This window comes from Microbacterium sp. Root166, assembly GCF_001427145.1.
Classification (GTDB): domain Bacteria; phylum Actinomycetota; class Actinomycetes; order Actinomycetales; family Microbacteriaceae; genus Microbacterium.
Window position 1 is genome coordinate 528,971 of record NZ_LMGL01000002.1, and the last position, 24,013, is coordinate 552,983.

The 24,013-nt window shown below is 70.2% G+C and carries 25 protein-coding genes; 7 read left to right on the forward strand and 18 right to left on the reverse strand.

Going from position 1 to position 24,013, the window contains the following annotated elements:
• Positions 1 to 10: 10 nt before the first annotated feature.
• The gene (gene fabG, locus ASD56_RS10290) at positions 11 to 721 is read right to left on the reverse strand and encodes a 3-oxoacyl-ACP reductase FabG (RefSeq protein ID WP_055965198.1); all 711 of its coding nucleotides are present in this window, start codon (positions 719 to 721) and stop codon (positions 11 to 13) included.
• 113 nt (positions 722 to 834) lie between these two features.
• On the opposite strand from fabG, the gene ASD56_RS10295 reads away from it, so the two are divergent.
• From ASD56_RS10295 to ASD56_RS10310, 4 genes are all read left to right on the forward strand, one after another.
• Positions 835 to 1,533, forward strand: a complete 699-nt coding sequence (locus ASD56_RS10295; protein WP_055965202.1) for a DUF4190 domain-containing protein — start codon at positions 835 to 837, stop codon at positions 1,531 to 1,533.
• Positions 1,534 to 1,660: 127 nt separating this feature from the next.
• Complete coding sequence (locus ASD56_RS10300; protein WP_055965205.1) at positions 1,661 to 2,041, forward strand: DUF3099 domain-containing protein; 381 nt, start codon at positions 1,661 to 1,663, stop codon at positions 2,039 to 2,041.
• Entirely contained in the window at positions 2,038 to 2,283 is a 246-nt protein-coding gene (locus tag ASD56_RS10305; RefSeq protein WP_055965207.1) for a hypothetical protein, read from the forward strand. The genes ASD56_RS10300 and ASD56_RS10305 overlap by 4 nt, the downstream gene beginning before the upstream one ends.
• A 20-nt stretch (positions 2,284 to 2,303) precedes the next feature.
• On the forward strand, positions 2,304 to 3,188 hold the full coding sequence (locus tag ASD56_RS10310; protein WP_055965882.1) for an SURF1 family cytochrome oxidase biogenesis protein: 885 nt from the start codon (positions 2,304 to 2,306) through the stop codon (positions 3,186 to 3,188).
• Here the strand turns inward: ASD56_RS10310 and ASD56_RS10315 are convergent.
• The 13 genes from ASD56_RS10315 to sufB form a co-directional block, all read right to left on the reverse strand.
• Positions 3,175 to 4,773 carry an ABC-F family ATP-binding cassette domain-containing protein gene (locus ASD56_RS10315; RefSeq protein ID WP_055965210.1) on the reverse strand — a complete coding sequence of 533 codons (1,599 nt, stop codon included), beginning with the start codon at positions 4,771 to 4,773 and terminating at the stop codon, positions 3,175 to 3,177. The genes ASD56_RS10310 and ASD56_RS10315 overlap by 14 nt on opposite strands.
• 175 nt (positions 4,774 to 4,948) lie before the next feature.
• Positions 4,949 to 5,986, reverse strand: a complete 1,038-nt coding sequence (locus ASD56_RS10320; RefSeq protein ID WP_055965213.1) for an ABC transporter substrate-binding protein — start codon at positions 5,984 to 5,986, stop codon at positions 4,949 to 4,951.
• Between the two features lie 22 nt (positions 5,987 to 6,008).
• Entirely contained in the window at positions 6,009 to 6,830 is an 822-nt protein-coding gene (locus ASD56_RS10325; RefSeq protein WP_055965216.1) for an ABC transporter ATP-binding protein, read from the reverse strand.
• Entirely contained in the window at positions 6,827 to 7,846 is a 1,020-nt protein-coding gene (locus ASD56_RS10330) for a FecCD family ABC transporter permease (RefSeq protein WP_055965219.1), read from the reverse strand. The genes ASD56_RS10325 and ASD56_RS10330 overlap by 4 nt, the downstream gene beginning before the upstream one ends.
• Positions 7,843 to 8,853, reverse strand: coding sequence for a FecCD family ABC transporter permease (locus tag ASD56_RS10335; protein WP_055965222.1), 1,011 nt, complete (start codon positions 8,851 to 8,853; stop codon positions 7,843 to 7,845). The genes ASD56_RS10330 and ASD56_RS10335 overlap by 4 nt, the downstream gene beginning before the upstream one ends.
• Complete coding sequence (locus tag ASD56_RS10340; RefSeq protein WP_055965225.1) at positions 8,850 to 9,794, reverse strand: siderophore-interacting protein; 945 nt, start codon at positions 9,792 to 9,794, stop codon at positions 8,850 to 8,852. The genes ASD56_RS10335 and ASD56_RS10340 overlap by 4 nt, the downstream gene beginning before the upstream one ends.
• Before the next feature lie 60 nt (positions 9,795 to 9,854).
• Positions 9,855 to 11,222 carry an MFS transporter gene (locus ASD56_RS10345; RefSeq protein ID WP_055965228.1) on the reverse strand — a complete coding sequence of 456 codons (1,368 nt, stop codon included), beginning with the start codon at positions 11,220 to 11,222 and terminating at the stop codon, positions 9,855 to 9,857.
• Positions 11,222 to 12,376 (reverse strand): MalY/PatB family protein, encoded by a 1,155-nt coding sequence (locus ASD56_RS10350; RefSeq protein ID WP_157535950.1) that lies wholly within the window; start codon positions 12,374 to 12,376, stop codon positions 11,222 to 11,224. Before ASD56_RS10350 ends, ASD56_RS10345 begins: the two co-directional genes overlap by 1 nt.
• Before the next feature lie 75 nt (positions 12,377 to 12,451).
• Positions 12,452 to 12,781 (reverse strand): metal-sulfur cluster assembly factor, encoded by a 330-nt coding sequence (locus ASD56_RS10355; protein WP_055965231.1) that lies wholly within the window; start codon positions 12,779 to 12,781, stop codon positions 12,452 to 12,454.
• A gap of 10 nt (positions 12,782 to 12,791) precedes the next feature.
• Positions 12,792 to 13,586 carry a Fe-S cluster assembly ATPase SufC gene (gene sufC, locus ASD56_RS10360; protein ID WP_055965234.1) on the reverse strand — a complete coding sequence of 265 codons (795 nt, stop codon included), beginning with the start codon at positions 13,584 to 13,586 and terminating at the stop codon, positions 12,792 to 12,794.
• Between the two features lie 48 nt (positions 13,587 to 13,634).
• Positions 13,635 to 13,964, reverse strand: a complete 330-nt coding sequence (locus ASD56_RS10365) for a non-heme iron oxygenase ferredoxin subunit (RefSeq protein WP_055965237.1) — start codon at positions 13,962 to 13,964, stop codon at positions 13,635 to 13,637.
• The gene (gene sufD / locus ASD56_RS10370) at positions 13,961 to 15,148 is read right to left on the reverse strand and encodes a Fe-S cluster assembly protein SufD (protein ID WP_055965240.1); all 1,188 of its coding nucleotides are present in this window, start codon (positions 15,146 to 15,148) and stop codon (positions 13,961 to 13,963) included. The genes ASD56_RS10365 and sufD overlap by 4 nt, the downstream gene beginning before the upstream one ends.
• Entirely contained in the window at positions 15,148 to 16,566 is a 1,419-nt protein-coding gene (gene sufB, locus ASD56_RS10375) for a Fe-S cluster assembly protein SufB (protein WP_055965243.1), read from the reverse strand. The genes sufD and sufB overlap by 1 nt, the downstream gene beginning before the upstream one ends.
• A gap of 270 nt (positions 16,567 to 16,836) precedes the next feature.
• Between sufB and ASD56_RS10380 the strand changes: the two genes are divergently transcribed.
• A complete protein-coding gene (locus ASD56_RS10380) occupies positions 16,837 to 17,793 on the forward strand; it encodes a COX15/CtaA family protein (RefSeq protein WP_055965246.1) in 957 nt (318 codons plus the stop codon).
• A 25-nt stretch (positions 17,794 to 17,818) separates the two neighbouring features.
• Here the strand turns inward: ASD56_RS10380 and ASD56_RS10385 are convergent, their stop codons facing one another.
• Positions 17,819 to 18,865: a DMT family transporter gene (locus ASD56_RS10385; RefSeq protein WP_055965249.1), complete on the reverse strand. Its 1,047-nt coding sequence runs from the start codon at positions 18,863 to 18,865 to the stop codon at positions 17,819 to 17,821.
• A 115-nt stretch (positions 18,866 to 18,980) separates the two neighbouring features.
• On the opposite strand from ASD56_RS10385, the gene ASD56_RS10390 reads away from it, so the two are divergent.
• The gene (locus tag ASD56_RS10390; protein WP_055965252.1) at positions 18,981 to 19,898 is read left to right on the forward strand and encodes an alpha/beta fold hydrolase; all 918 of its coding nucleotides are present in this window, start codon (positions 18,981 to 18,983) and stop codon (positions 19,896 to 19,898) included.
• A 14-nt stretch (positions 19,899 to 19,912) separates the two neighbouring features.
• Here ASD56_RS10390 and ASD56_RS10395 read toward each other — a convergent pair whose 3' ends face one another.
• Both ASD56_RS10395 and ASD56_RS10400 read right to left on the reverse strand, forming a co-directional pair.
• Positions 19,913 to 20,455: a gamma carbonic anhydrase family protein gene (locus ASD56_RS10395; protein WP_055965255.1), complete on the reverse strand. Its 543-nt coding sequence runs from the start codon at positions 20,453 to 20,455 to the stop codon at positions 19,913 to 19,915.
• A gap of 24 nt (positions 20,456 to 20,479) precedes the next feature.
• Complete coding sequence (locus tag ASD56_RS10400) at positions 20,480 to 22,624, reverse strand: acyltransferase family protein (RefSeq protein ID WP_055965258.1); 2,145 nt, start codon at positions 22,622 to 22,624, stop codon at positions 20,480 to 20,482.
• A gap of 169 nt (positions 22,625 to 22,793) precedes the next feature.
• Between ASD56_RS10400 and ASD56_RS10405 the strand changes: the two genes are divergently transcribed.
• Positions 22,794 to 23,279 (forward strand): Dps family protein, encoded by a 486-nt coding sequence (locus ASD56_RS10405; RefSeq protein ID WP_055965261.1) that lies wholly within the window; start codon positions 22,794 to 22,796, stop codon positions 23,277 to 23,279.
• Between the two features lie 71 nt (positions 23,280 to 23,350).
• Here ASD56_RS10405 and ASD56_RS10410 read toward each other — a convergent pair whose 3' ends face one another.
• Positions 23,351 to 24,013, reverse strand: a complete 663-nt coding sequence (locus tag ASD56_RS10410; RefSeq protein ID WP_055965887.1) for a response regulator transcription factor — start codon at positions 24,011 to 24,013, stop codon at positions 23,351 to 23,353.

Consider the following 24,013-nt stretch of genomic DNA (forward strand, 5'->3'; position numbering starts at 1 on the left):
CCTGCGTGGGTCAGTGGCCCATCCCGAGGCCGCCGTCGACCGGGATGACCGCGCCCGAGATGTAGGCGGCGTCGTCGGAGGCCATCCACGTGACCACGCCGGCGACCTCATCCGCCGTGGCGAAGCGGCCCGCGGGGATGTTCTTCTTGTACTCGGCCTGCGTCTCGTCGGGCAGCGCGGCGGTCATGTCGGTCTCGATGAAGCCCGGGGCGACGACGTTGGCGGTGATCCCCCGTGCACCGAGCTCGCGGGTCAGCGAGCGGGCGAAGCCGACCAGACCGCTCTTGGAGGCGGCGTAGTTGATCTGGCCGGCCGAGCCGTAGAGACCGACGACGCTCGAGATCAGGATGACGCGTCCCCACCGCGCGCGCAGCATCCCTTTGGACGCGCGCTTGACGACACGGAACGCGCCGCCGAGGTTCGTCGCCACGACACTGTCGAAGTCGTCCTCGCTCATCCGCAGCAGCAGCGTGTCCTTGGTGACACCTGCATTCGCCACGACGATCTCGACCGGACCGAGCGTGTTCTCCACCTCGGTGAAGGCGGCGTCGACGGCCGCGGCATCCGTCACATCCGCACGCACGGTCAGCGTTCCCTCAGGTCCTTCCCCGGAGCGGGCGGTCACCGCCACCCGGTAGCCCTGCGCGACGAAGCGCTCTGCGATGGCGCGGCCGATGCCGCGGTTTCCGCCGGTGACGAGGACGACGCGATCGCTGGACATGGTGGTGCTCCCGGAAGTGTGAGGCGGATCCGGTCCAGCCTACCGGCGCGGCGTTTGACACCCTGCGCCGTGCGCTGGGACGCTGGTGCGACTCCTCGAGAAAGGCCCTCCCCGTGAGCGACACCTCCCCCACGCCCCCGACGCCCGAAGACGCCGCCGATTCGCAGCCCACCGAACCGCAGCCCGGTCTCGACGCGCAGCCCACCGAACCGCAGCAGCCCGCGCCCGCCTACGAGGCGCCGCCCGCGCCGCCGGCACCTCCCGCGTATGACGCTCCGCCCGCGTACGAAGCGCCGGCGGCCTACGCCGCTCCCGCGTACGAGGCTCCGCCGGCCTACGGCGCCGCCGCCGCGCCGCAGGCACCGCCGGCCTACGGCGCACCGCCGGCCCAGGAGACTCCGGCCTACGGTGCAGCGCCCTCCTACGGTGCAGCGCCCTCGTACGGTGCGGCGCCCGGCTACGGGGCCGCTCCCGCGTACGGCGACACCGCGGCCTACGGCGGCGCGGCGTACGCAGGCGCTCCGGCCTACGGCTACGGCGCGCCGGCCAAGACGAACGTGCTCGCGATCGTCTCCCTGGTCTCCTCGCTCGTGGGCCTCTTCATCATCCCGATCCTCGGGTCGATCGTCGGCGTCATCACCGGCCACATGGCGCTGGGCCAGCTCAAGAAGAGCGGCGAACAGGGCCGCGGAATGGCGCTCGGCGGCACGATCGTCGGCTGGGTCGGCCTCGGCCTGTGGATCCTCGGGACGATCGCGTTCATCCTCTTCTTCGTCGCCATCGCGGCGGCCTCGAACAGTTACACCTACTGACCGGCATCGATCGGCTGGATGCGGCCCCTTCGAGCTCCTCACGAGGATCCCGAAGGGGTCGTGCCTTATCGGGCTCCGCCCCAAACCCCGGCTAGCCGACGCGCGCCAGGCGTAGTCTTGAAGGACCGTGAACAGTTCGAGCAAGGCACAGTCGGCCACGTCGCTTCCCAAGGCGCCGCGGGACGATGCCGGCGCCCGTTCTGCCCGGTATCTCGCCATGATGGCGGTGCGCATCGCGTGCTTCATCCTCATGGTCGTCATCACCCCGTACGGCTGGTACACGTGGGTGCTCGGCGCTGCTGCGATCGTGCTGCCCTACATCGCCGTCGTGTTCGCCAACGTGGGCCAGGAGGCGCGGCGCAACAGGCGTGAGGACCCCGAGCGCGCGCTCCCGGCGGCAGGGGCGCCTGCCGCGTCCGCCGCGCAGCCCCCGGTCATCCGCATCGACGAGTCGCGCGCTCTCGGTGAGGCGCCCGGCGAGGACACCGGCCGGGACGGCGCCGCGTGAACCCGGCCGACGACGAGCTCGTCGCCGCGCCGGCCACGTGCTCGCGAGCCGGTTGCCGCGCACCGGCGAAGTGGCGAATCGACTGGCGCAATCCCCGGATCCACACGGCGGACCGGGTGAAGACCTGGGTGGCGTGCGACGAGCACGTGGGCTATCTCCGCGAATTCCTGGCCGCCCGCGAGTTCCCCGTCGTCGTCGAACCGCTGACCGTGACGCCTGCCACACCGGGAGGACTCCCGTGACCGCCCGCCGTGAGGTCAGCATGCAGAACCTGCCTCGCGCCGGCCGGTGGGCGATCTACATCGCGCTGGCGGTCACGTTCGCGATCGCCTGCGCGTTCCTGTCGATGTGGCAGTTCACGCGCAACGAGGACAGGTCGGCCCAGCTCGCCCTGGTCGAGGCGAACTACGACGCGCCCGCGGTCCCGCTCGCCGAGCTGATCCCCGACGGCGGCGCGCTGGACCCCGAGGACCAATGGCGCCAGGTGGTGCTCGTGGGCGAGTACGTCACCGACGACCAGCTGCTCGTGCGCAATCGACCGCACGGCGGAACGTCCGCGTTCGAGGTGCTGGTGCCGTTCCGGCTCGAGGACGGGCGCGTGCTGCTGATCGATCGCGGTTGGGTTCCGCCGGGCGAGGACGGCCCCGACCCTGAGGCGGTACCCGAGCCGCCCTCGGGCGAGGTCACTGTGATCGCCCGCCTCAAGCCCGGAGAGCAGGTGCCGGCCTCGGGACGATCCGCTCCCGAGGGGCAGGTGCCGACCATCAACCTGCCGCTCGTCGCCGACTCCGTGTCGGACCAGACGGGTGAGGCCCTCGAGCGCAGCGCGTACGGCGTCCTGGTGTCGGAAGACCCCGCGCCGAGCAACCTGCCCTCGGCGTTGGAGTCGCCCTCGGAGGATCCCGGTCCGCATCTTTCGTATGCGATCCAGTGGATCCTGTTCGCCGCGATGGGGTTCATCTTCATCGGCTACGTGATCCGCACGGAGCGGGCGCACCGCCGCGAGGAGGAGACCGTCGCTGACGGCGGCCCCGACGACGCGGGTGCCGTGAAGGCGGCGCCGAGTCGTCGCCGCCGCGACCGCGACGCGGAGGACGAAGACGCCCTCGCGGACGCAGCCGAGCCGGGCGCGGTCAGGCGAGGGTGATCAGGTCCGCGTAATCGCGGCCCCAGATGTCCTCGACGCCGTCCGGCAGGATCAGGACGCGCTCCGGATTGAGCGCCTCGACGGCTCCTTCGTCGTGCGAGACGAGCACGACCGCTCCCTCGTAGTGCGAGAGGGCTCCGAGGATCTCCTCGCGCGACGCCGGGTCGAGGTTGTTGGTGGGCTCGTCGAGCAGCAGCATGTTGGCGCTGGAGACCACGAGCGTCGCCAGGGAGAGCCGGGTCTTCTCACCGCCGGAGAGCACGCCGGCGGGCTTGAGGACGTCGTCTCCGGTGAACAGGAACGAGCCGAGCACCTTGCGCGCCTCGGTGGCGGTGATGTCGGGAGCCGCGGACATCATGTTCTCGAGCACCGAGCGCGAGACGTCGAGGTTCTCGTGCTCCTGGGCGTAGTACCCGATCTTCAGGCCGTGACCGGGTTCGAGCTGCCCGGTGTCGGGCTGGTCGACGCCGGCGAGGATGCGCAGCAGCGTGGTCTTACCGGCACCGTTGAAGCCGAGGATCACGACCTTCGACCCGCGGTCGATCGCGAGGTCGACGTCCGTGAAGATCTCGAGGGAGCCGTACGACTTCGACAGACCGGATGCCATGAGCGGGGTCTTGCCGCAGGGCGCGGGCTTCGGGAACCGCAGCTTCGCCACGCGCTCGTCCTGACGGACGTCGTCGAGACCGGAGAGCATCTTCTCGGCGCGGGCGACCATCTGGTGCGCCGCCGCGGCCTTCGACGCCTTCGCACCGAAGCGGGCGGCCTGCAGCTGCAGCTGGGTGGCCTTCTTCTCGACGCCGGCGCGCTCCTTCTTGCGGCGCTCCTCGTCCGCCACGCGCTGACGCAGGTAGTTCTTCCAGTTCATGTTGTAGACGTCGATGACCTGGCGGTTGGCGTCGAGGTAGAACACGCGGTTCACCGTCTCGCCGACGAGCTCCACGTCGTGGCTGATCACGATCAGCCCGCCCTTGTAGTTCTTGAGGAACTCGCGCAGCCACACGACGCTGTCGGCGTCGAGGTGGTTCGTCGGCTCGTCGAGGATCATCGAGTCGGCATCCGAGAACAGGATGCGGGCGAGCTCGATACGACGGCGCTGACCGCCGGAGAGCGTGCTGAGCGGCTGATCGAGCAGCCGGTCCGGCAGCGAGAGATTGTGCGAGATCGTTGCCGCCTCGGCCTCAGCGGTGTAGCCGCCGAGCGCCTCGAACCGCTCGGTCAGGAACGCGTAGCGCTTCATCGCCTTGGTGGCGACCTTCTCATCGGGGTCGCCCATCGCGGAGGCGGCGTCCTGCATCTCGATCGCGAGGCTGCCCAGCCCGCGCGCATCGAGGATGCGGGTGCGGGCGAGCATCTCGGGGTCGCCGGAGCGGGGGTCCTGCGGCAGGTAGCCGAGTTCGCCGATGCGCTCCACCTTGCCGTCGGCGGGGAGCAGGTCGCCGGCGAGCACCTTCGTCAGCGTCGTCTTGCCGGCGCCGTTGCGGCCGACGAGGCCGACCTTGTCGCCGGCGGAGACGCGGAACGACACGTCGGACATGAGCACGCGGGCGCCCACGCGGATCTGGAGGTCGTGCACGGCGAGCACAGCGAAACGTCCGTTCCGTCGGTGGATGGGGAATTGGCCGAACGGCCAGCCCCCCAGTATAGAGAGCCGCTCCATGTGCGGCGGCCGTGAGTCGCCACGGCGCGGCGGCTGCGGCATCCGGAATGCGAAGGAGCCCCGGCCGAAGGGCCGGGGCTCCCGCCTTACCTGAGAGCGATCAGCCCTTGGCGACCGCGGTGGCGGTGGCGAGCTGGTCGACCATGTCCTGGAGGATCCACGGCAGCGTCAGCGCGGTCGGCGAGATCGCGGCGACGTTCTCCTCGTCGACGATCGCGCCCACGGCACCGGCCGCGACGGCCGGGATGAGGCGCGTGCGGTCCGACGTGAGGAACGTCTCGAGCGCCTCCTCGGTCTCGACCTGGGTGAAGATCACCTCGGCGTCGATCTGGTCGAGGTTCTCGCTCGAGACCGTGGTGTAGAAGGTCGACTCACCGGTGTCCAGAGCCGTGACCGACTCGGACGTGACGAAGCCGAGGTCCTCGAGGATCTCGACGCGCGGGTCGTCGGGCAGGTAGAGGTAGAACGTGTCGACGTCGTCCGCCGCGTACGCGATGGTCGTGCCCTCGAACTCGGGGTGCGCAGCCGCAGCCTCGGACACCTGGGCGTCGAGATCGGCGAGCAGCGACTCCGCCTCATCGGACAGGCCCAGCGCCTTGCCCGTGTCGGTGATGACGTCGCGCCACGGCGTCGACCACACCGCCTGCTCGGGCGCCACCACGGGGATGCCGGCCGCCGTCACGGCGTCGTACTCCTCCTGGGTGAGGCCCGAGTACGGCGCGATGAGCACGTCGGGGTCGGCGGCGAGGAGCTCCTCGACCGACAGCTCGAACGCCGCGTTGTCGAGGAGCACGGGCTCTCCGTCGCCGAGGTCGGCGATGGCCTCTTCGACCCACGGCGTGATGCGGTTGTCGCCGCCGCCGTACTCGGAGGAGGCGATGGCGACCGGCACGACCCCGAGGGCGAGGACGGCGTCCGTCGCGCCCCAGCCCCACGTCGCGATGCGCTCGGGAGCCTCTTCGATCGTGGTCTCGCCGTACATGTGCTCGAACGTGACGGGGAAGGCACCGGTCGCGGCGGTGGTGTCGCCGTCGCCGGACGTGTCGGAGGCGGCGGTGCCGGCGCAGCCGGAGAGCACCAGTCCACCGGCGACCGTGAGCACGGCCAGCGCGCTCAGGCGGGAGGTGAAAGCGGACATTCGGGTGTTCCTTTCGGTGGGGTCAGGCCTCGTCCGCCGCGGCATGGGCGCCGCCGGGAACGGGAATGACGAGAGGGGTAGAGGTGAGCGGATCGGGGATGACGAGGGCATCGAGGTCGAACGCCTGCGACACGACCTCTCGCGTGAGCACGTCGGCGGGCGCCCCGTGGGCGACGACGCGACCGCCGCTCATCACGACGAGGTCGTCGGCGTAGCGGGCGGCGAGATTCAGCTCGTGGAGCACGACGACGATCGTGGTGCCGTCGGTCCGGTTGAGGGTCCGGAGCAGGTCCAGCACCTCGATCTGGTGGCTGAGGTCGAGGAAGGTCGTCGGCTCGTCCAGCAGCAGCACGCGAGGCTCCTGAGCGAGGGCCATCGCGATCCAGACGCGCTGGCGCTGGCCGCCCGACAGGTCGCCGACGGGCCGGTCGGCCAGTGCGCCCACGCCGGTCTTGGCCATCGCGTCGTCCACGCGCGCGGTGTCGGCCGCGCTCCATCGCTGGAACACGCCGCGGTGCGGATGCCGGCCTCGCGACACGAGCTCGGCGACCGTCAGCCCGTCGGGCGCGGTCGGATGCTGCGGCAGCAGGCCGACCGTCTGTGCGAAGCGGCGGCGCGGGATGGTGGAGATGTCGGTGTCGTCGAGCTCGACGACACCTCCGAGCGGGTCATTGACGCGCGCCAGGACGCTCAGCAGCGTCGACTTCCCGCAGGCGTTGGCGCCGATGATCATGGTCATCTTGCCGGGGGCGAAGTCCAGATCGAGGTCCTCGATGACGCGGCGGCCCGGGTACCCGGCGGCCAGGCCTCGGGCGCGCAGGCGCGGTGCGGAGACGGTGGTCACAGCTGTCGTCCTTTCGACGTCGCGAGAACCCACAGGAGGAAGACCGCGCCGATGGCGCCCGTGACGACGCCGACGGGCACCGAGTAGCCCGGGATCGCGAACTGCGCGATCAGGTCGGCCGCGCCGAGGAGCGCGGCGCCGACGGCGGCGCTGGTGCCGACGCCGATCGCGCCGTGGCCGAGGAGCGGCCGCGCGATCGCCGGCGCGCAGAGGGCGATGAACGCGATCGGCCCGACGAAGGCACAGGTCACGGCGGTCAGCATGACCGCGGTGACGACCACGACGACCCGGACCGTCGAGGCCCGCACACCGAGCGAGGCGGCGGTCGGCGCGCCCATCTGCGTGAGCGGCAGCCAGCGAGCCCCGGCGACGACGGCGGGAAGAGTGAGGGAGATCACGATCGCCACCGTCGCCACGTTCCACCACGGCGTCGAAGCCAGGCTCCCGGTGAGCCAGATGAGCGCCGACTGGGCGAGCTCGACCTGCGCCTTGACCATCAGGTAGTTCGTCACGGCGATGCACAGGAAGGCGACCCCGACGCCCGCGAGGATCAGGCGGTAGCCGCCGTCGGCGCGATGACGCCCGGCCAGGAGGAGGAACGCCGCCACCAGGATGCCGCCGCCGAACGCCGCGACGGCGAGCAGCGGGCCGCTGATGCCGAGGATCAGGATGGCGAACACCGCCGTCATGCCGCTTCCGGCGCTGATGCCCAGCAGGTCGGGACTGGCCAGCGAGTTGCGCAGCAGCGCCTGGAGCAGCGCGCCCGCCGCCCCGAGCGCCAGGCCGGTCAGGAGCGCCATCGCCAGCCGCGGGGCCCGCACCTGGAACACCACGTAGGACTGCGCGCGGTCTCCCCCGCCCCAGAGCGTGCGCCACAGGTCGGCCGGAGATATCGCGTAGTCGCCCAGTGAGAGAGACAGCACGGCGACGACGAGGACCGCGAACAGCACGCCGGCGATGACGGCGACGCGACGCCGCGCGACGCGGCGGCGGATCTCGACCACGGAGGAGGTCACAGGGTCACCCGCCCCGGCTTGAGCACGAGCGAGATGAGCACCGGAGCGCCGACGAAGGCGACGACGAGCCCGGCCTGCAGCTCACCCGGCAGCGCGATCACCCGCCCGAGGACGTCGGCCGCCAGCAGCACGATCGCGCCGGCGGGCGCGCCGATGGCGAGCAGCCAGCGGTAGTCGCCGCCGATGATCGCGCGAAGCGCGTGGGGCACGAGAAGACCCAGGAAGACGATCGGCCCCGCGATCGATGTCGCCCCGCCGCACAGGAGCACCGTGGCCACGATGCCCAGCGCGCGTGTGCGGGCGACACTGTGACCGAGGCCGGTCGCGGTCTCGTCGCCGAGCGCCATGAGGTCCAGGCCCCGGGCGGACAGCAGCGCGATCACGGCGCCGACGACGATCGGCACGACGACGACCGCGACCACGTCGAGGCCGCGCGAGGTCAGCCCGCCCACCTGCCAGTACCGGAACACGTCGAAGGCCGTGATCGAGGTGGTGAGGATGAGCGTCGAGACGGCGGTCAGACCCGCCGTCACCGCCGCGCCGGTCAGCGCGAGCTTCGCAGGGCTGGTGCCGTCGGCACCGCGCGTTCCGATGACGGCGACGACCACCGATGCCACGGCCGCGCCTCCGAAGGCGAACCAGACCCACCCGGAGGGGGTGGTGATCCCCCACAGCGTGATCGCCGCGAGCACGGCGACCGAGGCCCCGGCGTTCACCCCGAGAAGGCCGGGATCGGCGAGCGGATTGCGGGTGAGCCCCTGCATGAGCGTCCCGGCGAGGGCGAGCGCCGCTCCGGCCAGCACGCCGATGACGGTGCGGGGCACGCGCTGCGTGAGGATCACGCTGTGGTCGGCGATCGACAGGTCCGGCCGCCACAGGGCCTCGAGGACGACGATCGGCGAGACCGGCCGCGCGCCCACCATCAGGCTCACGACGATCATGACCAGCAGAAGTGCGAGCGCGACGAACAGCAGCGTTCGTCCGCGACGGTCGCGGGCGGTCGTCATTCCTGACGCTCGGCCTGGCCGAGTCGCCAATAGCCCATGAAGGCGACGCGCTTGCGGTCGACTCCACAGCCCTGCACGAGGTGCCGGCGTAGGCCTTTGACCATCGCCGCCTCGCCCGCGATCCAGGCGTAGAACTCGCCTTCCGAGTCCTCGGGGCTGTCCCACAGCAGCTCCTGGTCGACGTCGATGTCGGCCAGCTCCTGACGCCGGGGCGCCGCAGCGCGGGCGAGCACGGAGCCCGAACGGGCCGTCCAGTCCGTGACGGCCGCCGTGAGCGCGTCGCCGTGAGCGGCGTCGCCGCGCACGTGCCAGCTCACGCGGAAGCTCGCGGGAAGATTCAGCTCCAGCCGATCGGCGTCGGTGGGCACCTCGATGAACGCATCCACCTCGTACGAGGCATCCAGCGATTCCAGGATGCCGCTGATCGCGGGCACGGCGGTCTCGTCCCCTGCGAGTACCACGCGACGGGCGGTGCCCGGGTGCCAGTCCAGCCCGGAACGGAAGTGCTCGCTGCGCTGGTCGGGGCCGACGACCACGATCTGGTGGCCGATCGAGGCCTGCTCGGCCCAGGCGCCGGCCGGGCCCGGGTCGTGGTGCAGCACGAAGTCGACCCACAGGCGGCGGGACGCCGGGTCGATCCGCCGGACGGTGTACGTGCGCAGCGGGCTGCGGACCGACAGCGGGAGCGCGCGCCACGCCGTGTACCAGTCGCCCGCGTCGGCCGACTCGCCGTCGTGCTGGCCGATGTCGCTGAGCGAGCCGTCGCCGGCGGGAAGGATCAGCTTGATGCGCTGGTCGAGACCGGCCGTCCCGAAGTGCTCGAAGTCGGGTCCCGTGAACGCCACCCGGATGAAGTGGGGCGAAAGCCGCTGCACGTCGACCACGGTCGCGGCGTAGGGGCGGTACGCGGGGCGGGTGGAGACGGCAGCAGCGGAAGACACGCAGTTAGGCTAGCCTTACCTGCCTTCGGGCTCAAATCGAGTGGTCACGACGGCGCTCTGTTACGACGTTCGCGCCTCGTGGGCGTGCCCCAGCCGCAGTCCCGGCACGAGGGCCAGCAGCGCGAGCGCGAGTGCCATGGCGAAGACGGCGGTGAAGGCGGACCCTGTGGTCACGAGCGCCGTGAACACCAGGCCCATGGCGGCGATCGTGGTCGCCGATCCGATGGCCTCCGAGATCGACAGCGCCGAGGAGTTGAAGCCCTGGTTCTGCGGCGTCGAGTAGGCGAGGGTCAGGACCGTCAGGCGCGGGTACATGAGGCCCATGCCGCCGCCGGCCAGCGCCCATCCCGCGATCAGGAACACGGGCGACAACGACCAGACAGCCGCGATCGCGGCGGCCGCCGTCGCCAGGGCGAGCAGTGCGACCCCGATGAGCGAGATCCGCGTGTTCCCGAGACTGTCGCCGATCCGACCCTGCACGTCGGAGGCGGCGGCCCAGGCGATCGCCGCGCTCGTCAGGCCCAGCCCCGCCCAGGTCGGCGAGAACCCGTACTCGTCGATCAGCAGATACGGGACGTAGATCTCCGCACCGAACAGGGCCCCGGCGATGAGGCCGCGCATGAGCACGACGCTCGGCAGCCCGCGCACCGCACGCAGCGTTCCTCGCGGCAGCAACGGTCGCGCCGCGAGAGCGATCACCACAGCGGATGCCGCGACCGCGACCCACGCGAAGGCGCCGAGTCCGCCGGCGAGGCTGAGCGTGAGCGCGCCGACGGCGACGGCGACCGCGCACAGCAGGCGCCGCACCACCGGAGCCGTCGACGGCTCGTCGGTGCCGAGCGTCCTGCCGAGGAGCCGGGTCAGCACGAGCAGGAAGGCGACCACCGTCAGTCCCGCGACGCCGAGGAACACCCACCGCCAGTGCAGGTACTCGGTCACTGCGCCGGCCAGGAACGGGCCGATGAGCGAGGGGATCACCCAGGCCGCCGAGAACGCCGCGAAGACCCGGCCGTGCAGTGCGGCGGGGTACACCCGCGCGACGACGACGTACAGCGCGACGGTCTGCGCGCCGGTGCCGAGGCCCTGCACGAGCCGTCCGGCGACGAGCACCGGCATGGATCCCGCGAACCCGGCGATCACCAGCCCGACGACGAACAGCGCCACCGCCGTCGTCAGAGGTGGCAGCACTCCCCCGCGGTCGCACCACGCGCCGGCGGCGACCATGCCGATCACGCTCGTGGCGAGGGTGCCGGCGAATGCGACGGCGTAGAGGGCTTCGCCGTCGAGATCGGCGCTCACGATCGGCATCACCGTGGTCACCGCGAGCGACTGCATCGCGGCGAGGAAGATGAGCGCGACGGCGCCGACCGTCACCCAGACGTACTGCGCCTGCCAGACGCCGTTTCCGGTGTCTGTGCGGGAGCTCATCAGTTCAGGCTACCCACCCGTCGCACGGCCTCGGCGAGCACCTCGGGAGAGCAGCCGAAGTTGATGCGCACGTGTCCGCGTCCCTCTTCTCCGAAGAGCGGGCCGAAGTGCAGCGCGACCTTCGCCTCGCGCAGGATCTTCCTGGCGGGACTGTCGCCCCAGCCGAGGTCGCTGAGATCCACCCACGCCAGGAACCCGGCATCCGGAATGCGATAGCGGGCGCCGGGAACGTGCTCGGCGAGCAGATCCGCGAGGAGGGTGCGATTCGCGTCCAAGGCGGCGAGCTGGGCGTCCAGCCAGGCATCGCTCTCCGGCGAGAACGCCGCGACGGCCGCGATCGCCCCGAAGAGCCCGGTGCGCCATTCCACCTCGTCCGGCAGCGACCGCACGATCGCGTCCGTGGCGTCGTCGGCGGTCACCATGAGCGCGCACTTGAGCCCCGCCAGGTTGAAGGCCTTGCTGGCGCTGACCACGGCGTAGCCGACCTGCGCCGCCACAGGGGACGCATCGAGGAAGGGGGTGAAGCGCACGCCGTGATGGGCGAGCGGAGCGTGGATCTCGTCGCTGATGACGACGGCGCCGTGACGCGCGGCCACGTCGGCGAGAGCTGCCAGAGTCTCGCGCGAGTGGACGGTGCCCGTCGGGTTGTGCGGGTTGCACAGCAGCACGGCACGCGCGCCATCGACGAGCGCAGCTTCGATGCCGGCGAGGTCGAGCTGCCATCCGGTGCCGGTGTCCGTCAGCGGCACCCTCTCGACGACGGCACCGGCCTCGGGGATGCACTCGAAGAACGGCGGGTAGACGGGTGTGGTCACCACGACGCGGTCGCCGGGCACCGTCACCCTGCGGAGGATCTCGACGACGGCCATCATCACGTCGCACGTGGTCCGCACCCGCTTCGGGTCGACGGTCCAGCCGAACCGGCGCGCGGCGAAGCCGGCGTAGGCGTCGGCGACGCCCGGATCCGGCGGGGTGTAGCCGGTGTCCCCGAGACCGACGGCGCGCGTCAGCGCAGCCGTGATGGCCGGCGCTGCCGGGAAGTCCGTCTCGGCGACGAACAGGGGCAGCACGTCTTCGTCGTAGCGACGCCACTTCGTGCTGGAGCGCTGCCTGAGCTGCTCGATCGGGAGTGCTTGAAGGGGGATCACGCTCACCCGACGAGCCTAACGATCCGGCCTCCGTCGGCCGCGGCGGGTGTCACCGAACGTCACGCGGACCGACGGGGCAGGTCAGATCGCGAAGCCGAGCGCCCGCATCATGTCGCGTCCGTCGTCGGTGATCCGCTCGGGACCCCACGGCGGCATCCACACCCAGTTGATGCGGAAGCGGTCCACCACGTCGTCGAGGGCCTGAGCGGTCTGCTCCTCGAGCACGTCGGTCAGCGGGCAGCCGGCCGACGTCAGCGTCATGTGGATGACCAGAGCGTCGTTCTCGTCGTCCCACCCGAGGTCGTAGATGAGGCCGAGGTCGACGACGTTGATCCCCAGTTCGGGGTCCATGACGTCCTTGAGAGCCTCGGTGACCTCGTCGAACTTCTCGGGTGTGAGCGTTGCGGTCATGGAAGCGATTCTATGCTTCGCTGACCACGGGCGCGTCGGCCGGCTCTTCCTCGCCCGTGGGGAGGTAGCGGTCGTAGCCCTCGTCCTCGAGGCGGTCGGCGAGCTCGGGGCCGCCCTCTTCGACGATGCGCCCGCCGACCATCACGTGGACGTAGTCCGGGCGGATGTAGCGGAGGATGCGCGTGTAGTGCGTGATCAGCAGCACGCCGAGGTTGGTCTGCTCCTTGGCGCGGTTCACGCCCTCCGACACGATCTTGAGCGCGTCGACGTCGAGGCCGGAGTCGGTCTCGTCGAGGACCGCGATCTGCGGCTTGAGGAGTTCGAGCTGGAGGATCTCGTGGCGCTTCTTCTCGCCACCCGAGAAGCCCTCGTTGACGTTGCGCTGTGCGAACTTCGGGTCCATGCGCAGCGCCTTCATCGACTGCTTCACGTCCTTGGTCCAGTTGCGGATCGAGGGCGCTTCGCCGTCGATCGCGGTCTTGGCCGTGCGGAGGAAGTTCGTCACGGTGACGCCGGGGATCTCGACGGGGTACTGCATGGCGAGGAAGAGTCCCGCGCGAGCGCGCTCGTCCACGGACATCGCGAGGACGTCCTCACCGTCGAGCGTGATGGTGCCGCTCGTGACGGTGTACTTCGGGTGACCGGCGATCGTGTACGCGAGCGTCGACTTGCCCGAGCCGTTCGGGCCCATGATCGCGTGGGTCTGGCCCGTGCTGATCGTGAGCGTCACGCCGTTGAGGATGGGGGTGGTTCCGGCATCCGTCTCGACCGTCACGTGGAGGTCGCGGATCTCGAGGACAGACATTCAGACTTCTTCTTTCATCATGCGTGGGGAAGCGGTGAGGGTCGCGGACTACGCGACGGCCTTCTTGACCGCGGGATCGATGAGCACGTCGTCGCCGTCGATGACGACCTCGAACACGGGCACGGGCTCGTAGGCGGGCAGGTTCAGCGGCTTGCCGGTGATCAGTGAGAAGGCCGAGCCGTGGGCCCAGCACTCCAGCGTGTCGCCGTCGACGAACCCCTCGGCGAGCGAGATGTCGCCGTGGGTGCAGACGTCGCCGATGGCGTGGACTTCTCCGGACGAGTCGAGCACGACCGCCATGGCGACGCCGTCGACCTCGACGCGGATGGCCGCGTCCTGCTCCAGCTCACTGAGGGCGCACACACGCTGCGCGGTCATCGGCCGACCTCCCGGGCGAGTTCTTCTTCGATTGCGGCGAACAGTTCGGTCTCGAGGTCGGGAACCCCGATCTTCTGGACGATCTCGGCGAGGAAGCCCAGAACCACGAGTCGGCGGGCTTCGTCTTCGCGGATGCCGCGTGCCTGCAGGTAGAACAGCTGCTCGTCGTCGAAGCGACCGGTCGCGCTGGCGTGGCCGGCCCCGCGGATGTCGCCGGTCTCGATCTCCAGGTTCGGGATCGACTCGGCGCGCGCGCCGTCGGTGAGCACCAGGTTGCGGTTGGCCTCGTACGAGTCGGTGCCGACGGCGTCGGGGCCGATCAGCACGTCGCCGATCCAGACGCTGCGCGCGGCAGCGCCCTGGAGCGCGCCCTTGTAGAGGACGTCCCCGGTGGTCTCGGCGCCCTTGTGGTGCAGGTACACCTGGCTCTCGAGGTGCTGGCCGGCGTCGGAGTAGCTGAGGCCGTACAGTTCGGCGCGGGATCCGGTGCCGGCGAGCTCGACACTGGGGTTCACGCGCACCACGCCGCCGCCGAAGCTGACGACGATGTGACGCAGGGTCGCGTCGCGTTCGACCCGTGCCTGGTGGGATGCCGCGTGGACGGCGTCGTCGTCCCACGTCTGCACGGTGATGACCTCGAGGTGGGCGCCGTCGCGGACGATGATCTCGACGTTCTGGGCGTGGCTCGCGGTTCCGCTGTGGCGGAAGACCACCGTCGCGTGCGAATTCGGCAGCGCCTCGATCACCACGTGCGCATGGGCGACGCCGCCGGTGCCCCGGAGGTCCACCACGACGGGCTCTGAGTACTCGGCGCCCGCGGGGATGCGCAGCAGCGGAGCCTCGGTCTCCTGCTTCCACGCGATCGCGCTGATCAGGTCCTCGGGCTGGAACACCTCGCCGCGGGGCGCGTCGCCGTGGCCCAGTCGCTCCTGGACGAGCCCCTCGGGAGCGCGGACGTCGACCTGGATGACGCCGTGAGGGCCGGCCTCGTCGGCGAAGAGCTGCTTCAGACGGTCGACGGGGGTGTGCTTCCAGTTGACCTCGCGGCCGGTCGGGGCCTCGAAATCAGAAGGGTCGAACGAGCGGGGCCGCTCGTCGCGGGTCTGGACCGGCACGAACGCACCGGCGCCATCGGTGTGGCCCTTCGCACCGGGAACGGTGGGGGCCTGGGTGACGGAACTCACTAGCCGACGGATCCTTCCATGCCCATCTCAATGAGCTTGTTGAGTTCGAGTGCGTACTCCATCGGCAGCTCCCGGGCGATCGGCTCGATGAAGCCGCGGACGATCATCGCCATCGCCTCGTCTTCGGGCATGCCGCGGGACTGCAGATAGAAGAGCTGTTCTTCGCTGACCTTCGACACCGTGGCCTCGTGGCCCAGCTGCACGTCGTCGACGCGGATGTCGATGGCCGGATAGGTGTCCGAGCGCGAGATCGAGTCGACGAGCAGGGCGTCGCAGCGCACCGTGTTGGCCGAGTGGTGCGCATTGGCGTCCACGCGGACCTCGCCGCGGTAGCCCGCTCGGCCGCCACCGCGCGCGATCGACTTCGAGACGATCGAGGACTGCGTGTACGGCGCCATGTGGATCATCTTCGCGCCGGCGTCCTGGTGCTGGCCGGGGCCGGCGAACGCGACGGACAGGGTCTCGCCCTTGGCGTGCTCGCCCATCAGGAAGATCGAGGGGTACTTCATCGTCACCTTGGAGCCGATGTTGCCGTCGATCCACTCCATGGTGGCGCCCTCGTGGGCGACGGCGCGCTTCGTGACGAGGTTGTAGACGTTGTTCGACCAGTTCTGGATCGTCGTGTAGCGCACGCGTGCATTCTTCTTCACGATGATCTCGACGACGGCCGAGTGGAGCGAGTCGCTCTTGTAGATCGGGGCGGTGCAGCCCTCGATGTAGTGCACGTACGAGCCCTCGTCGGCGATGATGAGCGTCCGCTCGAACTGGCCCATGTTCTCGGTGTTGATGCGGAAGTACGCCTGCAGCGGGATCTCGACGTGCACGCCGGGCGGCACGTAGACGAACGAGCCGCCCGACCACACCGCCGTGTTCAGCGCGGCGAACTTGTTGTCGCCGGCGGGGATGACGGTGCCGAAGTACTCCTCGAAGAACTCCGGGTGCTCGCGCAGCGCCGTGTCGGTGTCCATGAAGATGACACCCTGCGCCTCGAGCTGCTCGTTGATCTGGTGGTACACGACCTCGGACTCGTACTGCGCCGCGACGCCGGAGACCAAGCGCTGACGCTCGGCCTCGGGGATGCCCAGGCGCTCGTAGGTGTTGCGGATGTCCTCGGGGAGTTCCTCCCACGTGCCCGCCTGCTTCTCGGTCGAGCGCACGAAGTACTTGATGTTGTCGAAGTCGATCTCCGACAGGTCGGCGCCCCAGGTGGGCATCGGCTTGCGGCCGAAGAGCTGATAGCCCTTCAGCCGGGTCTTCAGCATCCATTCCGGCTCGCTCTTGAGAGCGGAGATTCCGCGCACGACGTTCTCGTTGATGCCGCGCTGCGCGACAGCGCCCGCGGCGTCGGTGTCGTGCCACCCGAACTCGTAGACGCCCAGGCTCTCAAGCTCGGGGCGGTCGATCAGCACATCAGACATCGTCTTGTTCTCCTCCGGGCTCTGGCGGTGTCATCCGCCCCGGCAGTCCGGCACCTTCGGTGGAGTTACCGAAGGGGGATGCCGCTCGTGGGCCCTCTCATTCGGCGCTGCCATCGCGCCTAGACTGTCGGAGGTACGCCGCGCTCAAATCCAACGGTTCTGTGCGCGTGTGACCGACCCCTCGATTCTACAGGTTCCGTCCCGGCACCGGGCTCCGCGTGTCATCGCACGCCGCTCGCGCGGAACCGGCCCCAGGAGGCGACCCGCAGCATGTCCGTGCAACCCACGACCACGACCCCTGTCTGGCAGCGCTTCTGGAACTGGCTGCCCACGACGATCGATCGCCGCGTCGTCGGTATGGCCTGGGCGACGCTCGTCGTGCAGATCGGCATCGTCGGGACCGGCGGCCTCGTCCGCCTGACGGGATCCGGTCTCGGCTGCCCGACCTGGCCGCAGTGCACGCCCGGCTCGTTCGTGAACACCCCCGAGATGGGGATCCACGGCGTCATCGAGTTCGGCAACCGCCTGCTGACCTTCGTCCTGGTGGCGGTCGCCATCCTGATGTTCCTGTTCGTCGTCCGCATGCGCCGCGAGCGGGGCGATCTGTTCTGGCTCTCCCTGGCGATCGGGCTCTACGTGCCCCTGCAGGCGATCATCGGGGGCATCACGGTGCTCACGAACCTCAACCCGTACGTGGTCGGACTGCACTACTTCGCGTCGGTGCTCCTCGTCGCCCTGTCGGCCGTCCTCGTCGCGCGGGTCTATGCGACGCCGGGTCCCCGTGTCGCGGCAGTGCCGCGCTGGTACGCGCTGACGACGCACGTCACGAGTGCCTTCGTGCTGCTCACGGTCGTCGTGGGGATCCTGGTCACGGGCTCGGGGCCGCACGCGGGCGACCACGGAGCGGCGCGCAACGGCCTGAACGCGGAGTTCATGCAGCACGTGCACTCGTGGCCGGCCTACATCACGTTCGCCCTGACGATCGTGCTCGTGGCCGGAGCGCTCCGCACTCCCCCGGCACTGCGTCTGCGGCTGTGGACCGGACTGCTGCTGGCCGTCGAGCTGCTCCAGATCGCCGTCGGCCTGTGGCAGGCGAACACCGGTCTGCCGATCGGGCTGGTGAACATCCACATGGTCCTGGCCGTCGTGCTTGTCGCGGCGATGACCGCCGTCGAGATGAACATCACGGCCCGGGCGCGGGTCGTCGAGCGCACGCCGGTCGGGTAGCAGACCGCGAAAGCTCCCGCTCCGGTCAGTGCCGGTGCCGGTGGTGCGCGTCGGGATAGTGCTCGTGTGCGTGCGTCTGCTCCTCGTGCACGTGCTCATGGCGATGCGCTGCTCCGGCGACGACGACCATGCCCGCCGGGTGATCGTGCTGATGGTGCGCGTCGTGCGTGTGCCAGTGGTCGTGGTGGAGCGGCTCGTGCGTGTGCTCGTGGTGGTGGCGCTCCGTCAGGTGCAGCCAGACGCCCACCGCCATCAGCGCGGCGGCGATCAGCAGCGGCCAGGTCAGCGGCTCCCCCATCACGACGGCGATGAGCGCGCCGAAGAACGGGGCGATCGAGAAGTACGCACCTGCACGCGCCGTTCCGATGTGCCGCATGCCGTAGATGAACAGCGCGAGCGAGACACCGTAGGCGAAGAAGCCGACGATCATCGCTCCGCCGATCGCCCACGGGCCGGGGATCGCGGCGCCCAGCGCGAACGCCAGCGCGAGATTCACCGGACCGGCGACCGCGCCCTTGACCGCGGCGAGCCATGTCGCGTCGATCAGGGCCACCTTCCGGGTGAGGTTGTTGTCGAGCCCCCAGCACAGGCACGCCGCGAGGACGGCGAGGGACGGCCAGAGGGATCCGAACTGCGCTCCGGATGAGGCGCTCAGCACGACCGCTCCCGCCACGATGGCCAGCATCCCCAGCGCGATGCGCCGATCGACGTTCTCGCGGAAGACCACCCACGCGAGGACGGCGGTGAACACCGCCTCGGCATTGAGCAGCAGCGACGCCCCCGTCGCGGGCATGTTCGCCAGGCCCAGCATGAGCAGGACCGGCGCGACCATCCCGCCGAAGAAGACCGCTCCGACCAGCGGCGCGATCTCCCGCCGGGCGACGCGCACGCGCGGAGCCCGCCGCACCGTGCGCCAGAGGAGGAGGCCCAGCCCCGACCCCGTGTAGAGCAGGCCGGCCAGCAGCCAGGGGCTCACCTCGCCGAGGAGCGCCTTGGCGAACGGCGTGCCGGCGCCGAAGAGCACCGCCGAGGCCAAGGCGGCCTGCACGCCGGTGTGTCGAAGACTCCGCATCCGTCCAGTATCGCCCGGCACCCGGGATGAATTCACCCGCGTCGCACCTACCTTCGCCGTCCGCAGGGGTGCAGAATTCGGCTTGGAACCACCCGATCACCACCGAGGAGCACCGATGAGCGCGCGGAGAGTCCCGGCCGGAGAACCGCAGCCCCGCAAGCTGCCCCGCCGTCCGGCGTCGAGCCTCGCCGAGAAGTGGACCCGGATCGACGGCGTCGACGTCTTCTACCGGGAGTCCCCGACGCCTCCCGCCGACGCCCGGGTGATGGCGCACGTGCACGGCTTCGGGCTCTCGGGCCGCTATCTTCTGCCGACCGCCGAGCGACTGGCCGATGACTTCCACACCTTCGTGCCCGATCTGCCGGGGTTCGGGCGCAGCGGCAAGCGCCGCGACATGCTCGACATCCCCGACCTCGCCCACGCGACGGCCGACTTCTTCGACGACCGGGGCGTGGAACGCGCCACCCTGGTGGGCAACTCGATGGGATGCCCCGTCATCATCGAGTTCGCGCACCACTACCCTGAGCGGATCGACCGTGCGGTGCTCGTCTCCCCCGCCGGAGGCCTGTACAACCAACCGCTGCGGCGGGCCATCCAGCAGCTGGCGATGGACACTCCTCGGGAGCCCACCCGCATGGCCAAGGTCGCGGTGCCCGACTACGTCCGGTTCGGCGTCCCCAGCACCATGCGCCTGTTCAAGGCGCTGACCCAGTACCCGACGCTGCAGCGCCTGCTGGAGATGCGCATCCCGACCCTCGTCGTCCTGGGCGAGCGGGACCCCCTTCTCCCCCACTCCCAGCGCATCGACGAGGTCGCGAGCCAGACCGACAGTCACGTGCTCGTGGTGCTGCTCGAGGGCGCGGCGCACGCGATCAACTTCAGCCATCCCGACCAGCTCGCACACGTGATCAAGCTGTTCATGAACGACCGGCCGATCGAGAACGATCCCCAGTGGCCCGGGCATGTGCGCCTGTACGAGGTACACCGCGGCAAGCACCACCCCCGTCCGAGTTCCGGCGGCCCCGCGGACTGACGATCCGAGGCCGGTCAGGGCCGAAGCGGCTCCGCGGTCCGGTGGGCGTCGAGGTGCGCGCGGTAGATCTGGGCGTTGCGCAGCAGACCGGCACGCTCTTCGGCGGTGAGCTCGCGCCGCACCTTCGCCGGGACGCCGGCCACGAGGGAGCCGGCGGGGACGATCGTGCCCTCGAGGACCACGGCGCCGGCGGCGATGAGGCATCCGTCACCGATCACCGCGCCAGACAGCACGACGCTGCCCATGCCGATGAGCGACCCGTCGCCGATCGTGCAGCCGTGCACGACGGCGTTGTGGCCGACCGAGACGTCCCGGCCGATCACGACCGGGTGCGCCGAGTCGACGTGCACCGAGACGTTGTCCTGCAGGTTGCTGCCGGCGCCGACGCTGATGCGATCGCTGTCCCCGCGCAGCACGGCGTTGTACCAGACGCTGGCACCCTCCTCGAGGGTCACCGCGCCGATGATGCGGGCACCGGCCGCGATGAACGCGGACGGGTGGATCTCGGGCACATGGCCCGACACGGCGAGGACGGCGGCGTCATCCGAGATGGTCATGCCAACGACCCTATGCCGCGGAGGTCAGCCGCCGCTGGCGGCGAGCCGCTCGCGGATCGCGGCCGAGTACCAGGGCGCCAGCGTGTCGGCGAACGAGACCGTGAGGTGATCCTGATCGCGATAGACGTTGGCTCCGCCGACCACCGGCGCGCACGTGTCGGGTCCGCAGAAGACCTCGGTGAAGTCGAGCAGCGTGACGCCGTCGCGCTCTGCAGCGGCATCCCGGAGCGGGTCGTCCTCCACCAGGACCTCGGAGCGCACTCCATCGCACTCCGCGACATCCCGGGTGCGCAGGCACTTGTTCGGGTCGGTCTCCCAGACCGGGTTGTCGACGACGGTGATCACCGGGATGCCGCGGTCGAGCATCTCGTCCCACGCATCGACATACCCGGCGACGGCCGCATCGTGCGTCGAGTCGTACCCGGCCGACGAGTACGGCGTGGTCGCAATGGCGGCCGTGAACACGGCGTCGAGGTCGGCATCCGCCAGAGCGGAGGTGACGCGGTCGCGCCACTCGGTGCAGGCCGCGCCGAACGCCCCGGGCGTCGCGAGCGGGGTGGTGTTCCACGGGCAGGCGCCCTTGAACCACGTGACAAGCTGCCAGCCCTCCTCGTCTGCCATCCGCTGGAACGTCGACAGCAGCTGGTAGGCGTGGCTGTCCCCGATCAGGGCGACACGGGGCGCGTCGGGATCGTCGGAACCGAACGTGCACGAGACCGGCCGCGCGTCGTTGAGCTGGACGAAGCACTGCTCGTCGAGCGGACGGTCCACTCCCGCGAATCCGGGTGCAGGGAGGATCGTGTCGCCGAAGTCGGTGCCCGCGCAGGCCTCATCGAGGACGGATGCCGCACCGAAGCACTCCGGCGGGTTCTCGCGCAGCTCTTCCACTCCGCGCACGCCTGCGGCGTACGCCGGCGCGTTGACCACCCAGGCGGTGCCGGCGACCGCGGCCACCACGAGCATCGCCGCCAGGGAGCTCCACAGCGTCACCCGCGCCGGCCGCGATGTCAGGGCCTTCCAGCTGCGGGCAGGGTCCTCCACGAACCGCTTCGTGAGCCAGGCCAGGACGAAGCACAGCAGGAGCAGCGCGACACGGTGGTAGATCGTGAGGCCCCAGAACGGGACCGACGGCGCGATGATGATGAGCGGCCAGTGCCAGAGGTACAGCGAATACGAGATGTCGCCGACGAACTGCGCCGGACGCAGTGACAGGATCCGGGTGGGGTACCACCACGACGCGGTGTTCGACGCGGCGATGACGGCCGCGGCCCCCAGCGTCGGCAGCAGCGCCATGTAGCCGGGAAACGGCGTCTGCGAGTCGAACCGGAAGATCACGAAGACGAGGACGGCGATGCCGCCCCAGCCGAGCACGAAGCTCGCGAGCGCGTTGCGCACGCGCAGCATCGGGATCAGGGCCACCATCGCACCGAGGCCGAACTGCCACATGCGCCCGAATGTCACGAAGTACGCCGGCGCGGGATCGGTGATCGTGAGGGCCACGCAGAAGACGAACGACACGACCGACACGATCGCGAGGGTGGCGATGACCGCGCGACGTCGTGCGCCGCGGAACCACTTCACCCCCACCCACGCGGCCAACAGCATGAGCAGCGGCCACATGACGTAGAACTGCTCCTCGAGCGACAGTGACCAGTAGTGCTGGACCGTCGTCGGGTCGCCGCCGTGGTTGAGGTAGTCGGCGGAGTTGAGAGCCAGGTACCAGTTCTCGACGTAGAACGTGGAGGCGAGGATCTCACGCACCTCGTTCGGCAGCGCCGACGTCGGCGTGAGGTACGGCGACATCGCGACGACCGCGCAGAAGAGCAGGACGAGCAGTGATGCGGGCAGCAGGCGTCGTGCGCGCCGGGCCCAGAACTGGCCGAGCCGCACGGTGCCCGTGGCGGTCAGTTCGCGCATCAGGTGTCCGGTGATCAGGAAGCCGGAGATGACGAAGAAGATGTCGACGCCGATGTAGCCGCCCGGGAATCGGCCCGGCCAGAAGTGATACAGCACCACGGCGAGCACCGCGATCGCACGCAGCCCCTGCACGTGCGGAAGGAACCGCGACGGCTCGGCGTGCTCGGGCGAGCGGTCGAGCGGTTCGCTGGTGACCGTGGCGGCGGGCCGGCGCAGATGCTGCGGTCCGAGGTCGTGATCGGCGGAAGGCACCCCTCGACGTTAGTCGAGGTCACCGGAGGAACCGCGCCGACGAGGCGGTCTCGACGCCCGGTTAGCCGAGCCTTGTCTTGCTTGCGGAATGCCACGGGCTGAGTAGCGTTGCTCCCACCGGAGGACGCGCGCTGATGGAAGCGCCCCTCCCGACGAGGAGACAAGAGCCATGACGAAGACGAACACCACCCCCGCCACGGCCGCCGACCCGACTGTGGCCGCCGCGAGCGCCCAGTTCCTCACCCCCGTCGTGCTGGGGCTTCAGGGCCTCGCCGTGAACGGGAAGCAGGCCCACTGGAACGTTCGCGGCGCGAACTTCATCGCGATCCACGAACTGCTCGACACCCTGGTCGCCAATGCTCAGGCCGGCGCCGACCAGGCCGCCGAGCGGATCGTCGCGCTGGGCCTTCCGATCGACGCGCGCGTCGGCACGATCGCCGAGAAGACCAAGGCGACCGCGGTGCCTGCCGGCTTCACGCAGTGGGAGGCGCTCATCCGCAACGTCATCGCCGACATGGACGCCGTGATCGTCGACACGCAGGCCGCGATCGACGGGCTCGACGAGTTCGACCTCACCAGCCAGGACATCGCCATCGGCATCAAGGAGCAGCTCGAGAAGGACCGCTGGTTCCTCTTCGCGCACCTCGCCGAGTGATCGCTCTCGGTCGCTGAGCGAGCGAAGCACGAACGGAACGCCCTGTGCCTCGGCCGGGGCGTTCCGTCGTCTCACCCGGGCTGCAGGAAGGCGAGGACCGCCAGCACGCGCCGGTGCTCGGTGCCCGACTCCTCCAGCCTGAGCTTGCCGAAGATCGAGCTGATGTTCTTCTCGACGGCGCCGACGCCGATGAACAGTCGCTGGGCGATGCTCGCATTGCTGCGGCCCTCGGCCATAAGTGTGAGGACGTCGCGCTCGCGCGGGGTGAGCGTCGACAGCGGATCCGGCCGTGACGCGAGCAGTCCCTGCACCACGAGCGGGTCCAGCACGGTGCCCCGCTCCCGGACGCGGCGCACGGCGTCGGTGAACTCGTCCAGCGACGTCACCCGATCCTTCAGCAGGTAACCGACTCCGCCGTCGCCGCCGGCGAGCAGCTCCCGGGCGTACACGCCTTCGACGTACTGGCTGAGGACGAGGATGCCCACGTGCGGCAGCTCGGCGCGCAGCGTGAGCGCGGCGCGGATGCCCTCGTCGCGGAATGCCGGCGGCAGGCGCACGTCGAGGATCGCGACATCCGCGCGCGCATCGCGCACGCGCGCGACGATGTCCTCGGCATCCCCCCATGCCCCTGCCGTGACGTACCCGGCCTCGTCGAACAGCCGTACCAGCCCTTCGCGCAGCAGCACCGAGTCCTCGACGAGGACCACCCGCACGGCCAGCTCGCTCTGGTTCAT

Excerpts from the sequence above, each read along its gene's own strand:
- fabG (WP_055965198.1), bottom strand. The coding sequence starts at position 721 with ATGTCCAGCGATCGCGTCGTCCTCGTCACCGGCGGAAACCGCGGCATC.
- ASD56_RS10310 (WP_055965882.1), top strand. The coding sequence starts at position 2,304 with ATGCAGAACCTGCCTCGCGCCGGCCGGTGGGCGATCTACATCGCGCTG.
- ASD56_RS10320 (WP_055965213.1), bottom strand. The coding sequence starts at position 5,986 with ATGTCCGCTTTCACCTCCCGCCTGAGCGCGCTGGCCGTGCTCACGGTC.
- ASD56_RS10335 (WP_055965222.1), bottom strand. The coding sequence starts at position 8,853 with ATGACGACCGCCCGCGACCGTCGCGGACGAACGCTGCTGTTCGTCGCG.
- ASD56_RS10345 (WP_055965228.1), bottom strand. The coding sequence starts at position 11,222 with ATGAGCTCCCGCACAGACACCGGAAACGGCGTCTGGCAGGCGCAGTAC.
- ASD56_RS10355 (WP_055965231.1), bottom strand. The coding sequence starts at position 12,781 with ATGACCGCAACGCTCACACCCGAGAAGTTCGACGAGGTCACCGAGGCT.
- sufC (WP_055965234.1), bottom strand. The coding sequence starts at position 13,586 with ATGTCTGTCCTCGAGATCCGCGACCTCCACGTGACGGTCGAGACGGAT.
- ASD56_RS10365 (WP_055965237.1), bottom strand. The coding sequence starts at position 13,964 with ATGACCGCGCAGCGTGTGTGCGCCCTCAGTGAGCTGGAGCAGGACGCG.
- sufB (WP_055965243.1), bottom strand. The coding sequence starts at position 16,566 with ATGTCTGATGTGCTGATCGACCGCCCCGAGCTTGAGAGCCTGGGCGTC.
- ASD56_RS10380 (WP_055965246.1), top strand. The coding sequence starts at position 16,837 with ATGTCCGTGCAACCCACGACCACGACCCCTGTCTGGCAGCGCTTCTGG.
- ASD56_RS10385 (WP_055965249.1), bottom strand. The coding sequence starts at position 18,865 with ATGCGGAGTCTTCGACACACCGGCGTGCAGGCCGCCTTGGCCTCGGCG.
- ASD56_RS10390 (WP_055965252.1), top strand. The coding sequence starts at position 18,981 with ATGAGCGCGCGGAGAGTCCCGGCCGGAGAACCGCAGCCCCGCAAGCTG.
- ASD56_RS10395 (WP_055965255.1), bottom strand. The coding sequence starts at position 20,455 with ATGACCATCTCGGATGACGCCGCCGTCCTCGCCGTGTCGGGCCATGTG.
- ASD56_RS10405 (WP_055965261.1), top strand. The coding sequence starts at position 22,794 with ATGACGAAGACGAACACCACCCCCGCCACGGCCGCCGACCCGACTGTG.
- ASD56_RS10410 (WP_055965887.1), bottom strand. The coding sequence starts at position 24,013 with ATGAACCAGAGCGAGCTGGCCGTGCGGGTGGTCCTCGTCGAGGACTCG.